This is a genomic window from Fibrobacter sp., from assembly GCF_045112255.1.
Lineage (GTDB): Bacteria > Fibrobacterota > Fibrobacteria > Fibrobacterales > Fibrobacteraceae > Fibrobacter.
The window spans coordinates 22,147-36,823 of record NZ_JBGUHR010000032.1; the positions used below are offsets into that span (position 1 = coordinate 22,147).

The window sequence follows — 14,677 nt, forward strand, 5'->3', positions numbered from 1 at the left end:
ATAGGAAAAAATTATGGCTCAACACATTTCAATTAGAATCCCCTGGAAAGATAATGGCTATACAGGTTTAGTCTGTGACAAACCATGTTTCAATACTTCTTGCATGAAATTGAAGAATATTGCTGAAAATAAAAAAGACTCTGAAGAAGACAATCTAGCCGGGCAACCCATAAAAGGGCATGAAAAAGAAATTCCGTGTCTATCGGAAGGCGGATGTTTCATGTCTGAAGACTCTTATACAGAAGAAAAAAATCATCCATATAAAAAATACTTTCCCAAAACACATAGTCATTTTTTACCTACCAATTTAGACTACCCTCCATTTTCGTTTCCTGCAAGGCCCTTCGCATGGACAATGCAGTCTAAAACGAATAGTCTAGGAGGAACGATAAGTATCGAAGAATGGGCTGAAAAAAAGGGAATTGAATACGATCCTGATATTGAACCCGATATAAGCACAAACTGGATTCAGGAGGCCGACAATCAGAGGAATATCTTTGAGGTATTTTACCAAGATGTAAATGCTGATGAATCCCTCGTTATCGCATACGCAAAGCAGGTTCCTTTTCTTGAAGAAGCCAAACGAATCGTCATGGGGATTGGATTTGTAAAATCTATCAAAGAACCCCCAGAATACAACCACACTGAAGAAGGCGACGTACGATCCATTCTATGGGAAACTATGGTCGAGCATTCTATTAGGGATGACCGAAAAAACGGTTTTTTAATGCCCTATAAGGAAATGATGGAGTATGCGGAAAAAAATCCCGATTTTGATATAACATCAATCGCGGTATTAGCCGACGATGAGTACCATGATGAATTTTCATACGCAACAGAACATGTAAGTCACGACGCCGTCATTACCGTCCTTCTAAAAACAATTGAATCACTGAAAATCATCAAAGGGTGTATCCCAGGAAACTGGAAAGAATGCATAAAATGGTGTAAGGATAGGCTTAAAGAAGTTTGGATAGATAGAGGACCATTCCCTGGATTAGGTTCTGCACTCTATGCCGCTGGATTTAAGCATGGAGAGTTAATTGCTAGAGAAATTAAAAGCCACACACAAGACTACTCTATCTTCGAAAGTGAAGTCGACAGATTATTTGAATCTCCAAGAAAAAACTTTTCAAAAAAATTATGGCCAGATATTACCACCACAAAAGTAGAGACTTTTAAGAGACTCCCAGAAGAACGAAAAAAACTCTTTTGGTTATTGGCAAGAGTCAATCTTACTGAGGAACAGGCGTTAGCCGTGTTTAACAACGAAGAAAGACGAAAAAATTATATTCAATGCACAGATCAAGATCTTTTGGAAAACCCATACCTCTTATACGAAAGAACTAGAGGCTGCAAACAAGAATTACAAATATCTGTAAATAAAATTGATATGGCAGTTTTTCCATCAGAGGTAATTGCCGACATCAACCCTGTACCCGAACCATCATACATTGAAAGCGGGGATGACCAACGTAGAATTCGAGCATTATCCATAAGCGTCCTTGAAACTCAAGCTAATAATGGACATACGGTATATCCGCAATCTTTGCTGACCAAAGAACTGGAAAAAATGCCGTTAAACATTGAATGCGACGTATCCGAAGACACACTTAATGCTATTGAAGAATTTCTAGAAAATGAATTGGTTCTAATCCAATGCGAAGACGATAACAAGGCATATCAGTTAAAACGTCTGAACTTAATTGATAATTACATTCGGAAAACTGTTGAAGAACGCCAAAAAGCCGATCGTATTGAAATAAGTGAAGACTGGACCAATATCGTCAATAGCTATTTCAACAGATTACAAACAACCATTGACGAAAAAGAGAAAAAAGCACGCGAAGAAAAAGCAGCTATTCTCAAGGAACTTGCCGAATCCAATTTCTCCGTTTTAATTGGCGGGGCAGGCACAGGAAAAACCACACTTTTATCATTACTATGCCAATCCGATAAAATAAAAAATGGCGGGGTATTACTCTTGGCCCCCACAGGAAAAGCAAGGGTAAGAATCAGCAAGACCATGAACGAAATGGGCGTTTCCCACACAGCATTCACAATTGCTCAATTCTTGATTAGGCATGGCAGATTTAATTACGCGACAATGAACTACATGCTTTCTCGTGAAGATGTGGGGGATATTCCGGCTACTGTTATTATTGACGAATGCTCTATGATGACAGAAGAAATGTTCGGAGCTCTTCTCAGCGCTTTACAAAGAGCGCAAAGAATCATCTTTGTCGGAGACCCTAACCAGTTACCTCCCATCGGTGCCGGTAGACCTTTTGTTGATTTGGTAAGGTATCTAAAGCACGATTTGCCGCCCTTCCCTGAACCGCAAGTTACAAAGGGCTTTGGCGAGCTCACCATAACCAGAAGGCAATCTGACAGCGGCGATGGAGACAGAGAAGATTCTCGGTTGGCAGAATGGTTCAAAGAACATTCGGAACCTCTTGATGATGATATATTCGCAGATTTGCAAGGAAATAAGTTAGGAAAGCACATCGCTTTTAAATCCTGGACAACGCCTGAAGATTTACAACAGAAAATCTTAGAGACTATTTGCGAAGAAACTGGCATGCGAGACGTAGATGATGTAAAACAATTCGACATCTCTCTTGGCGGAGTCGTTAATGGAGAATGGATGAATTTCGGAAGTTTTCCATCAAAGTTGGATTCTTGGCAAATATTATCCGCCTATAAAAATGACGCAAGTGTTGGCTCTGCGGTAATAAATCAATTAATTCATGACAAATACAGATCTAATGAAATTTATGAAGTAAATAGTATTAGACGAAAAAATACTCCACGCCCACTAGGTACTGATGCTATTGTTTATGGAGACAAAGTAATCAACACCCAAAATCAGCCTAGAAACAAATACAAAATGACAGATGCATGGCTGTACTACGAGCGATTAGACAAATCAGAAAAAACACCCATCCCATCAGAACCAACATTTTACGTGGCTAATGGGGAAATTGGCGTTGTAGAAGGTTTCTTCCCTAAACCTTCAAGACATCTTATAAGATTCAACTCACAACCTTTATACAATTATTCCTGGAAATCAAAAGTAGCCGACGAAGGCGACTGCGATCTTGAACTCGCCTACGCGCTAACCGTTCACAAAGCGCAGGGTAGCGAATTCAACAAAGTTATTCTCGTTCTGAACGAGCCAAGCCGGATGTTGTCTAGAGAAATGATTTACACTGCTTTAACTAGGCAAAAAGAAAAAATCATAATCCTTTACAACGAGGACGCCTATAAACTCAAAAAATATTCTTCTGTAGAGTACTCTGATATTGCAAGGCGCTTTACCTGCCTTTTCTCGGCGCCCAAAATTGTTGACTTCAATCATCGTTTTTACGAGGATAAGTTAATTCACAAAACCAAAAAAGGAGACATGGTCCGCTCCAAGTCAGAAGTAATTGTCGCCGATGCCCTTTTCGATGCCGGAATTAAGTATGGTTATGAAGATGACCTCCCTCTCAAAAATGGAATTATCGCTCATCCCGACTTTACCATCTATAAAGCAAGTAAACCGGTATACTACTGGGAGCATTTAGGAATGCTCCAGAAGGAAGAATACCGCCAAAAATGGGACATCAAACGAAAATCCTACGAAGAAATTGGTATTATTCAAGGCAAGAATCTAATCATATCTAAAGATGGATTAGACGGAAGTATCGATTCCCAGGAAATTGATAGGCTCATCAAGGAAATTTCTGCATAATGTACGGCCTGCCTGCAAATACGGAACTTTCGCGACAGCTCTCCAAGGAGCGTGTGTTCACCCAGTTCAAGGTGAACCGTGCCGCGCAAGATGCGTTCAATGCAGACATTTCGACGATGTTCATTTCGAGCCACATTTCAGAAGCGACCATACCTGGATTAAAACCCGGAAAAACAGTGCAAGGCATTTATGTACTTACGCTGAACCTCAAGCACCCCGGCTGCGGCAAGAAAAATCTGGAACTACTCGCCAAAGCAATACCGCAAAACATGATTTTTGCACTTGCCCTTGACGGAACGTTGCAATTTGCTGTATATTACGAGAACCTGTACGCAACAAAACCCGTTCAGGCAGAAAATGCAAAGCTGGAGTTGCAAGGAACAAACCTTGACGAAGTCTGGGAAGGACTAATCAAGAGTATCGGTAACATTGTCGTTGAAGGCGAGAACACCCTTGTAGAGCAGATTGCGGTAGACGATGCCCGTGAAGCCCTGCAAAAGAAAATTGAGGACCTGAAAGCGAAAGCCTACAAGGAAAAGCAGCCACGCCGCAAAATGGAACTTATAAACCAAGTCAAAGATTTGGAAAGCAAACTTAAATGAGCCGTTTAATTGAAATCATAAAAACAAAAAAGATGCGTCGAAAACAGGCGTATAAAAACATTTTTATGTTTATAGCGGTAAAAAAACAAGGAATTTGAGTCAAAAACGAGGTTTTTTATAAAAACAATTTGGTCTTAAAATTGTTTTTATAGCGTTTTAAGGAGCCCGCAATGGAACACTTGAAGATGGAAACGAAGGATATAGCAAGCGAGAACTTTGAGAAACTCAAGGCGCTGTTCCCGAACTGCGTCACGGAATCGCTCGACAAGGACGGCAACCCGGTCCGTGCCATCGACAAGGACCTGCTTATGCAGGAAATCAACAGCGAAGTGGTAGAAGGTCAAAAGGAACGCTACCAGTTCAATTGGCCCGGCAAACGCGACGCCATCCGCAAGGCGAACGCACCCACCACGATGACGCTTCGCCCCTGCAAGGATGAATCCGTCGATTTCGATAACACGCAGAACCTCTACATCGAAGGCGACAACCTCGAAGTGCTCAAGTTGCTCCAGAACAACTACCTGGGCAAGGTCAAGATGATTTACATCGACCCGCCCTACAACACGGGCAACGACTTTGTCTATAACGACAACTTCAAGCAGGATTCCGAAACCTTCCTCGAAACGAGCGGCATGTTCGATGAAGACGGAAACATGACCTTGCAGAACTTCGAGAAGAACAGCGAAAGCAACGGCCGTTTCCATACCGACTGGCTCAACATGATGTACCCGCGCCTGAAAGTCGCAAGGAATTTGCTAAGCGATGACGGCGTGATATTTATTTCCATTGATGATAATGAACAGGAAAATCTAAAGAAGATTTGTGATGAAATATTTGGCGACTGCAATTATGTTGGAAAAATTGCAGTCGTTAACAATTTAAAAGGAAGAAACGATCGAAAAGATATTGCTACATGCCATGAATACATTGTTATCTATGGTAAGTCAGAGTTTATTGCTGGAGGAATGCCTCTTACAGAAGAACAAAAGAGCAAATTTGATAAAACTGATGAACATGGAAATAAATATCAATTACGCGATTTAAGAAAACGAGGTCGTCCTGATAGGCGCGAAGATCGCCCAAATATGTTTTTCCCAATATATTTTAATAAAAATACACAAGAATGCTCTTTAGAATATCATGAAAATTGGGTTGAAATATTCCCAAAAAGAGGCGATGATTCTGATGGACGATGGAGATGGGGAAAACAAAAAGTCGCTTCTTGCCTCAATATTTTAGAACCCTTTTATTCGGAAATTGCTCAACGTTGGGGAATTCGTCATCGCGTTTATTTGAATCCAGGATTAAATCCAGCAACCTTAAGTGATGATGAAGATGAAGAATCCGAAGAGCGAGTATCAAAAAGCAAATCCTTTTGGATGGGCGCAGAATTTTCAAGCGATATCGGAAGACGACAATTAAAAAAATTGTTCACTGAAGCGTATTTCGATTATCCTAAATCTATTGATTACATCCTAAATACGCTATATATGGGGGCCGATTCTGATTCAATCATTCTTGATTTCTTCTCCGGTAGCGCAACAACAGCCCACGCTGTAATGCAACTTAACGCAGAAGATAATGGCAATCGTAAATTCATCTGCGTTCAGTTACCTGAAGTGACTGCAGAGGACTCCGAAGCCTACAAGGCTGGCTACAAGACCATCTGTGAAATCGGCAAGGAACGTATCCGCCGTGCCGGCAAGAAAATCAAGGAAGAATCAGGCGAAAAGGCAAAAGATCTCGACATCGGTTTCCGCGTTCTGAAACTCGCCGAAAGCAACATGAACGATGTGTATTACAAACCCGCCGACATCGACCAAGGCTTCCTCGACAAACTCGATACCAACATCAAACGCGACCGCACCCCGATGGATTTGCTGTTCCAGATAATGCTCGAATGCGACCTTGAACTCTCCAGCAAAATCGAAGAACGCGAAATCAACGGCAAGAAAGTCTTCTTCGTAAACGACAAGGAACTCGTCGCCTGCTTCGATGAAAACATCGACGAAGCCACCATCACCGAAATCGCAAAACTCAAGCCTTACTACTTCGTCATGCGCGACAGCTCCCTCGCCACCGACAACGTCGCCGACAACTTCGAACAACTCTGGAACGCCTACAGCAAAGACACCATCAGGAAGGTGCTGTAATGAGATCATCCCAAGAATTGACATCGTTTCTAGAATCCATCCTCGAAAAAGCAAAATCACGTGGTTCTGCCGGCGAAACGGAATGGCTTGAATTCAAGACCAACATCGGGGATACTCATGCAAGCATTACATATGAGTTCCTCGGGCATTATCTCTCGGGACTAGCCAATGCTGCTTGCGTCAAGGATGTAGCCTACGCCTACTTAATTCTTGGAATTGAAGATTCTACATGGAATATAGTCGGAACGAACCTAAAAATGGAATCTGCAAAGAGAAGTAACGAAAGCTATGAACTGTGGCTTCGTCGAGGCCTTAATCCTAGCTTAAGTTTTGTAATTGAAGAATTCGACTATCATGATGATCCCCAAAAGCATATCGTAATATTTACTATTCCCGCAGCCAGTGGCGAACCCATCTCTTTTTATAAAAAGGAATCCATTCGCATCGGCAGCAACTTAACTGATCTAAAAAATTATCCAAATTTTCTTCGCAAAATTCTTAATTCGGAAACCGATTGGAGCTCAAACATTATCGAAAAAGCAACCATCGATGATCTTGATCCAGAAGCAATCAAAGCAGCTAGGGAACAATTCGCCAATAAGCACGAAGAATTCCGCGAAGAAATGGAAACTTGGGATGACATCAAATTCCTAAACAAGGCGAAAATCACACGCCAGGGGAAAATAACTAACACAGCAATCATCCTTTTGGGCAAGCCCGAAAGCGAAGTGCTCATTTCTCCCGCCGTGGCAAAAATCAGATGGATTCTAAAAGATTCTAAAGAAAACGAACGCGATTATCAAATAGAATCATGCCCCTTCATTTTAGCATCGAAAAAAATCTACGCTAAAATCCGCAATCTCAAATATCGCTTTATTCCACCTGAACAGGGAACTCTATTTCCTGAAGAAATGGATACCTATGAGCCGTATGTCATTCGTGAAGCGTTGAATAACGCAATTGCGCATCAGGATTATACGATGAGCGGAATGATCAATGTCGTAGAATACGATGACAAGCTTGTATTTTCGAATAAAGGGAACTTTATCCCTGAATCCGTCAAGAATGTATTGACATTCGATGCACCGGAAGAACGCTACCGCAACAGGTTTCTCGCACAAGCGATGGTGGAACTCAAGATGGTTGATACCATTGGCAGCGGAATTCGCAGAATGTTCAATTTCCAACGCAAGCGTCTTTTCCCAATGCCCGATTACGAGCTTTCGAACAATCGAGTACAGGTAACTATCACAGGAAAAATCATTGATAACAACTATTCAACATTGCTCGCCAAGAATCCAGACTTGACGATTAACGATGTCGAAATTCTAAGTCGAGTACTACTGAAGCGAAATGTAACTTCTGCAGAAATCGATTACCTCAGAAAGCTAAAGCTTATCGAAGGTCGTAAGCCCAATATCTATATTTCAAAGACCGTGGCACAAACTGTTGGAAAAAAAGTTTCTTACACCAAAATTAAGGGGTTCGACGACAAGTACTACAAAGACTTAATTTGCCAAGCCTTGGAACAACATGAACAATTAGGTCGTAAAGATTTTGAAGAATTACTAATTGACAAGCTGCCTGATATTTTAGATCGTGAAAAAAAGATTAATAAAGTCGGCAATCTTTTAACATCCTTGCGAAAAAAAGGACTTATCAAATTTAATTCTGAAAACAAATGGGTATTAAGTAAAACCAAGTGAAATTAAACGAATTTAAGTGAATTTAAGTCAAAATTTAAGTGAGACTTAAGTGGTCCATTTACTGAAAATTGCCGAATTTTAACCAAAATAGGCAATTTGAGGTTAAATTTAAGTCAGAATTTAAGTGAGATTTAACTCAAATTTAAGTGAAACTTTAAGAGAAATCAGGGTAAAAATATGAAATTTAAGTTCAAGATTCAACAGTACCAGACCGACGCGGTGGAATGCATTGCCCGCGTATTCGATGGCGAACCCTGTATCGACAAGACCCTGTACCGTCGTGATATCGGCAAGATCAATTCGCCCATGCTTAGGCTTGAAAACGAGGAAGGCTACAGTAACCACGAATTGGTGCTATCCGAGAACAATCTTCTTGAAAATATTCGCCAGCTCCAGCTCGAAAACGACATCAAGAAGTCTGAAAAATTGAATAAGAATCTTGGACTTGTGAATCTTGACATTGAAATGGAAACCGGTACCGGCAAGACTTATGTCTATATCAAGTCGATGTTCGAACTGAACAAGCGTTATGGCTGGAGCAAGTTCGTCGTCGTGGTGCCGAGTATTGCCATCCGCGAAGGCGTCGCCAAGAGTTTCGAAATGCTGGAGACACATTTCTTTGAACACTACGGCAAAAAAGCCAAATGGTTCGTGTACGACAGTTCAAACCTGCAAAAGATTGATTCCTATTCGAGCGATGCCGGAATCAACGTGATGATTATTAACACGCAGGCTTTCGCAAGCTCCATGAAAGAGGGAGCGAACAACAAAGAAAGCAAGATTATCTATTCCGAACGCGACGAATTTGCAAGCCGCAAACCAATTGACGTCCTTAAAGCGAACCACCCGATTATCATTATGGACGAGCCGCAAAAGATGGAAGGTGCCGCTACGCAGGCAGGCCTCAAACGGTTCAATCCGCTGTTTACCCTGTATTTCTCGGCAACACACAAGACCGACCATAACCTGATTTACGCCTTGGACGCACTGGATGCATACAACAAGAAACTTGTCAAGAAAATCCAGGTCAAGGGTTTCGAAATCAGCAATATCCCGGGCATCAAGGACTACATGTATCTTGATGACATCGTCAAGAGCAAGAACAAGGCGCCTATCGCAAAGATAGAAGTCAATGTCAAGTTGAAAAGCGGTGTTATTACCCGCAAGATTTTGAGTTTCGTGGCGGGCGACAAGCTTGAAACCGCAACAGGTCTCCAGGTCTATAAGGGGCTCGAAGTTCTGAATATTGACCCTGAACGCAGTTCGGTTACCTTTGTCAATGACGTTGTTTTAAGCAAGGGCCAAGTGGTCGGCGACATTTCCGAAGACGCCATGAAGCGTGCCCAAATCCGCGAAACCATCAAGTCGCACTTCGAAAAGGAAAAATTCAATTTCGCACGCGGCATCAAGACGCTTTCGCTATTCTTCATTGACGAAGTTTCCAAATACAAGTCTTACGATGACGAGGGCAACGAAGTCAAAGGCGAATACCAAAAGATTTTCGAAGAAGAATACGATTACTACCGTAACGAAAACAGCAATCTGTTCAATGGAAAATATCAAGAATACCTAGACCGCTTTGATGCCGCACAAGTCCATAACGGATATTTTTCCATCGACAAGAAGGGCCACGCCGTCAATAGCGCCCTCAAACGCGGTTCCGACATTGCAGACGATATTTCTGCATACGACTTGATTCTCAAAAACAAGGAACAGTTGCTCAGTTTTGATGAACCGACACGTTTCATCTTCTCGCATTCGGCACTCCGTGAAGGTTGGGACAATCCGAACGTGTTCCAAATCTGCACCTTGCGCCACGCAAGTTCCGCCACAGCAAAACGCCAGGAAGTAGGCCGCGGCCTCCGCTTGTGTGTAGATGTCAACGGCAATCGCATGGACCTCGACGCCCTCGGCGAGAACATTCATGAAGTCAACAAGTTGACCGTTATCGCGAACGAAAGTTACAAGGATTTCGTCTCGGGCCTTCAAGCCGAAACCAAAGAAGTCCTGCGCACTCGCCCGACAAAGGCCGACGAAGAATTCTTCATCGGCAAGAACGTCACCATTGATGGTCTCAAGCGCCCAATTACAAAGGCCGAAGCAGACGCTATTCACGCCTATTTGCTCATTAATGATTACATTGACGAAAAAGGCAATGTTTCCGAGATTTACAAGACCGCACTCAAAAACGGATCGCTAGAGCCCATCAAGAAGGCTTCCATCGCTCCCATGGAAGCAGATATCCACAAATTGGTGCAATCTATCTTTGATGAATCCATCGCCCTTGACGGGATGGTTGAAAACGGCAACCAGACCGAAATCAAGGATAACGGGCTCAACAAGGCAAACTTCGAGAAAAAAGAATTCCAGGAACTTTGGAATCAAATTAACCACAAGTACGCTTATACCGTACACTACGACAGTGACGAGCTTATCAAAAAAGTCGTGGATGACATCAATGCAAACTTGATTGTGAAGAAACTGTCTTATACCGTTCACTCTGGTGAGCAGAAAGATGTAAACGATTTTGGCGACAATCAGAAAACCGCCTCAGAAGTTGTTGATGTCGCCGCCATGTCGCAAACCAAATACGACTTGGTCGGTGAAATAGCCAAGGGCGCAACGCTCACGCGCAAAACCGTTGTCGCCATATTGAAGCGGATAGATGCAAGCAAGTTCGCAATGTTCAAGAGCAACCCTGAAGAATTTATCAGCAAGGTTATCAAAACAATCAAAGAACAGAAAGCGACTATGATCGTGGAGTGCATCCGCTACAACACAATTGATGACACCTACGATAGTACGATTTTCACAAACGAGAAGCATTCTTCGACATACGAACGCGCAATCCCAGCCAATAAAAGCATTATGGAATATGTATTCCCCGACAGCGAAAGCGAAAAAGATTTTGCCCAAGCTCTTGAAAAGGCAACCGAAGTATGCGTGTACGCCAAGCTCCCGCGAAGTTTCCAGATTCCGACCCCTGTAGGCAACTACGCTCCCGACTGGGCTATCGCCTTTGAAAAGGACAAAGTAAAACACGTATTCTTTGTCGCCGAAACAAAGGGCTCAATGGATACGATGATGCTTCGTCCTGTCGAAAAAGCAAAAATTGAATGCGCCAAGAAGCTCTTCAACGAGGCAAGTAATAGCAATGTTCGTTATGCGCATGTTGCGAGCTATCAGGATTTGCTTAACGCAGTGAGAGCGGGGTAACCATCATTTTTTCCTATTTGTAAACATTTACTTCAATATATCAATTATATCACGAAGCGAGCTTGCATATAAGTCATCGCAGAAATCTCGTTTAATTTGAAATTCAAATTTTCTTGTGCGATAACCACTTTCTTCTATTTCATTGTTTAAAAAGAATAGTTTGACATAGTCTTCTTGTCGTTGGGAGTTTTGCACCTGATATACTTCGCAGATTTTTTCTTTGCGATATCTACGTATCACACTTTCATAGTAGCCACATTCTGACAAGCTCCATTTTTTCAAACATTCGCCTATGGCGTTATCCTTCGGAATATAAAAGAAGTAATTGTAACCATTTCTTTCGTTGGATTCGGTATATATTTGGGGTTCGCCCGATGCATTTTTGAAGCGGAAAAGACTTTCAACTAACTCATAGCAAAGAATTCCCAAAGAAGGCTTTTCTAATTCTCCCAAACGCGCTTTCGCTATAAGATGCATTGTTTTTGCCTGTTGAATAATTGTCTCGATATCGCGCATAGGCATAGTGTTAAGTACATCGCGAATAAACGCAGCAACATATTCAATCTTAACATAACCTGAATGATTGAATTCTGTTTCTAATCCATCCAAAACATCAAGTATTTTATCATTTAATGACGATTGCGGAACCGGGATTACAAGTTGAATAAACTTCAACAAGTAGTAGTCAGCAAACCGCAATTGAACATTACTTTTCCCCTTATCATCAACAATTCCTTTAATAGACTGAGCATCATTGCCATTTTTTCGAACCGTCCAATCAAGTGCTTTTTCATTACTGAAATTTTTTCCAAACGCTCTAGATATAGATGCCGCAAGTTCGTCTTTATTGAGAGCAATCAATTGAACGACAGGAATACCATAACATACATGATGTAATCGTTCAAGAACTTTGATTGAATACTCTGGTAAGCATCTATCAACTTCGTCCACTATAATCAATATTCCACTAAAGTTTTCTTTTAATAGAGTCAATTTTTCCCGAACACCCTCAATAGCATCTTTTAAAGGAAGCATCGTATCAAAATCACGAGGCAACGCCTTTGATTTTTCATCTTCAAAAGTTTCATTTCCCGCATCTAACAACGCGGCAGCATTTAATCCTGTCTTATATTCAAATACAGTCGCAGCAACAGATTTAAAAAATTTCAAACAAGATTTAACACGTATTTTTACTCCTGGAGCCATTTTGTCCTTTACAAGACGTTCTAATTCATTAATTATAACAGAAATTATAGCTACTAAAGGTTCATCATAAAAATCATTTTCCCAACAGTTATAATGAAGTACAAGATATTCTTCATTTTTTAATTGATCTTCCAACATATCCAAAATGAAAGTCTTTCCACATCCCCATCTACCATCAATAGCAAATGAAAAACCATTATTCTCATTTAATGATTGTTGAGCAACAATATCCTTTAATAACGCAACAAATTTTTCGCGATTCAACAAATCATGATTTCTTTTATTCATATGGATAATCCCTTCTTTTTAGAATATTATAGCAAACATATGATTGCTTTTGCGTTTGACAGCAACTTTTTTAATCAATCACTGTTTTTAGCAAAAGCCCCCCCCCTACTTGCAATGTTTCTTGAGCGCTGCAATATACGCCTCTGCATATCTCGATTTCGTGACGCCTTTGCGCATAACATAACCGACTGTCATTTTGTCGTGGACATCAAGGCGTTTTGCGATGATGTTCTTGCCGTTGAGTTTGTGGCTAATGACGCCGGAGCAAATGGTGTAGCCGTCAAGGCCAATGAGCAAGTTGAAAAGTGTCGCACGGTCACGGACTTTGATGTTTCGCGGGCAATCGAAATCAATGGCGGTGAGCGGTTCTTCGGCAAAGTAGAACGAGTTGTAATCGCCCTGTTCGTAAGTCAAGTACGGGAATGGCTTGAGATCCGCAAGCGTGATTTTTTCTTTTTTCGCAAGCGGGTTCTTTGACGACATGAACACGTGAAGCGGTGTTGCAAAAAGCGGTTCAAATACAAGATTGTTCTTTTGAATGAGCTTGGTGATGACCTTTTCGTTTTTATCGCTGAGGTAAAGTACGCCCATTTCACTTTTCATTTTGGCGACATCGTCAATAATTTCGTTGGTTTGCGTTTCGCGAAGCGTAAAATCGTAGCTCGGGCCACCGAACTTGCGGATAACATCGACAAATGCATTCACGGCAAAAGAATAGTGCTGGCAGCTGACGGAGAAAATCATGTTGCCGCCCTTGCCGCCTTTATAGCGGTCTTCCAAAAGCGTCGCCTGTTCCAGAACTTGCCTTGCGTACGAAAGGAATTCATCGCCTTCGTTTGTGATGGTCACGCCTTTGTTGGAACGGTTGAAAATCGTCACGCCCATTTCTTCTTCGAGTTCGTGGATAGCAGCGGTAAGACTCGGTTGCGAGATAAAGACTCGCTTGGACGCTTCGGTAATATTTCGCGTGTCAGCAATGGCAATGGCGTATTTAAGTTGTTGTAGAGTCATAAGTTTTCCTTATCGCTAGTTATAAATAACCATAGGAAAAATCTATGGTGAACGTATAAAAAATAGTATTTTACCGATGATAAAAAGTGAGGTATATTTGGAGCGTTCAAAAAACAAAGTAAAAAGGTAGGTAAAACACTATGAGCATTAAAACATCTGTAATTGGTTTCCCGCGTATCGGTAAGAATCGTGAACTCAAGTTCGCTAGTGAAAAGTTCTTCAAGGGCGAAATCTCCGAAGCAGAACTCCAGAAGGTCGCCGCAGAAATCCGTCAGTACGGTTGGCAGAAGCAGAAGGCCGCAGGCATCGACTTCATCCCGTCCAACGACTTTTCGTTCTACGATAACGTTCTCGACACCGCATTTTTGCTGAACGTCGTGCCGGAACGCTACAAGAGCCTCGAATTGAGCACGCTCGAAAAGTATTTCGCCGCCGCCCACGGTTACCAGGGTGCAAAGGGCGATGTGAAGGCCCTCCCGATGAAGAAATGGTTCAATACGAACTACCACTATATTGTTCCCGAATTGGACGACTCTACTGAACTTGCTGTTGCAGGCGATGTGAAGCCCCTTCGGGAATACAACGAGGCGAAGGCCGCCGGGGTACATACAGTGCCTAGCCTCGTTGGACCTTATACCTTCTTGAAGCTTGCCCGCTACAATGGCAAGAGGAATGCTTCTGCATTCGCGACACCTGCGGTGAACGCCTACTTGAAGCTGGCCGAACAGCTGGCGGCGGCCGGAGCCGAGTGGGTTAGCT

General features: G+C 42.1%; 7 protein-coding genes and 1 pseudogene. 6 read left to right on the forward strand and 2 right to left on the reverse strand.

The features are described 5' to 3' along the window. The first annotated feature begins 13 nt into the window (after positions 1 to 13). The 5 genes from ACJMM9_RS03380 to ACJMM9_RS03400 all read left to right on the forward strand — a co-directional run bounded on the left by ACJMM9_RS03380 (position 14) and on the right by ACJMM9_RS03400 (position 11,413). Positions 14 to 3,736 (forward strand): ATP-dependent RecD-like DNA helicase, encoded by a 3,723-nt coding sequence (locus ACJMM9_RS03380; protein ID WP_405323859.1) that lies wholly within the window; start codon positions 14 to 16, stop codon positions 3,734 to 3,736. Next, positions 3,736 to 4,338 (forward strand): DUF4391 domain-containing protein, encoded by a 603-nt coding sequence (locus tag ACJMM9_RS03385; protein ID WP_405323861.1) that lies wholly within the window; start codon positions 3,736 to 3,738, stop codon positions 4,336 to 4,338. The genes ACJMM9_RS03380 and ACJMM9_RS03385 overlap by 1 nt, the downstream gene beginning before the upstream one ends. Positions 4,339 to 4,508: 170 nt before the next feature. After that, on the forward strand, positions 4,509 to 6,491 hold the full coding sequence (locus ACJMM9_RS03390) for a site-specific DNA-methyltransferase (RefSeq protein ID WP_405323863.1): 1,983 nt from the start codon (positions 4,509 to 4,511) through the stop codon (positions 6,489 to 6,491). Next, positions 6,491 to 8,197 carry an ATP-binding protein gene (locus tag ACJMM9_RS03395; protein WP_405323865.1) on the forward strand — a complete coding sequence of 569 codons (1,707 nt, stop codon included), beginning with the start codon at positions 6,491 to 6,493 and terminating at the stop codon, positions 8,195 to 8,197. The genes ACJMM9_RS03390 and ACJMM9_RS03395 overlap by 1 nt, the downstream gene beginning before the upstream one ends. Before the next feature lie 177 nt (positions 8,198 to 8,374). Continuing rightward, positions 8,375 to 11,413: a type III restriction-modification system endonuclease gene (locus ACJMM9_RS03400; protein WP_405323867.1), complete on the forward strand. Its 3,039-nt coding sequence runs from the start codon at positions 8,375 to 8,377 to the stop codon at positions 11,411 to 11,413. A gap of 27 nt (positions 11,414 to 11,440) precedes the next feature. Here the strand turns inward: ACJMM9_RS03400 and ACJMM9_RS03405 are convergent, their stop codons facing one another. Beyond that, entirely contained in the window at positions 11,441 to 12,907 is a 1,467-nt protein-coding gene (locus tag ACJMM9_RS03405; RefSeq protein WP_405323869.1) for a P-loop NTPase fold protein, read from the reverse strand. Positions 12,908 to 13,012: 105 nt separating this feature from the next. Further along, positions 13,013 to 13,918 (reverse strand): LysR family transcriptional regulator, encoded by a 906-nt coding sequence (locus ACJMM9_RS03410; RefSeq protein ID WP_405323870.1) that lies wholly within the window; start codon positions 13,916 to 13,918, stop codon positions 13,013 to 13,015. A gap of 140 nt (positions 13,919 to 14,058) precedes the next feature. Here ACJMM9_RS03410 and ACJMM9_RS03415 point away from each other — a divergent pair. Next, a pseudogene (locus ACJMM9_RS03415) lies at positions 14,059 to 14,677 on the forward strand (5-methyltetrahydropteroyltriglutamate--homocysteine S-methyltransferase); the annotation flags it as partial.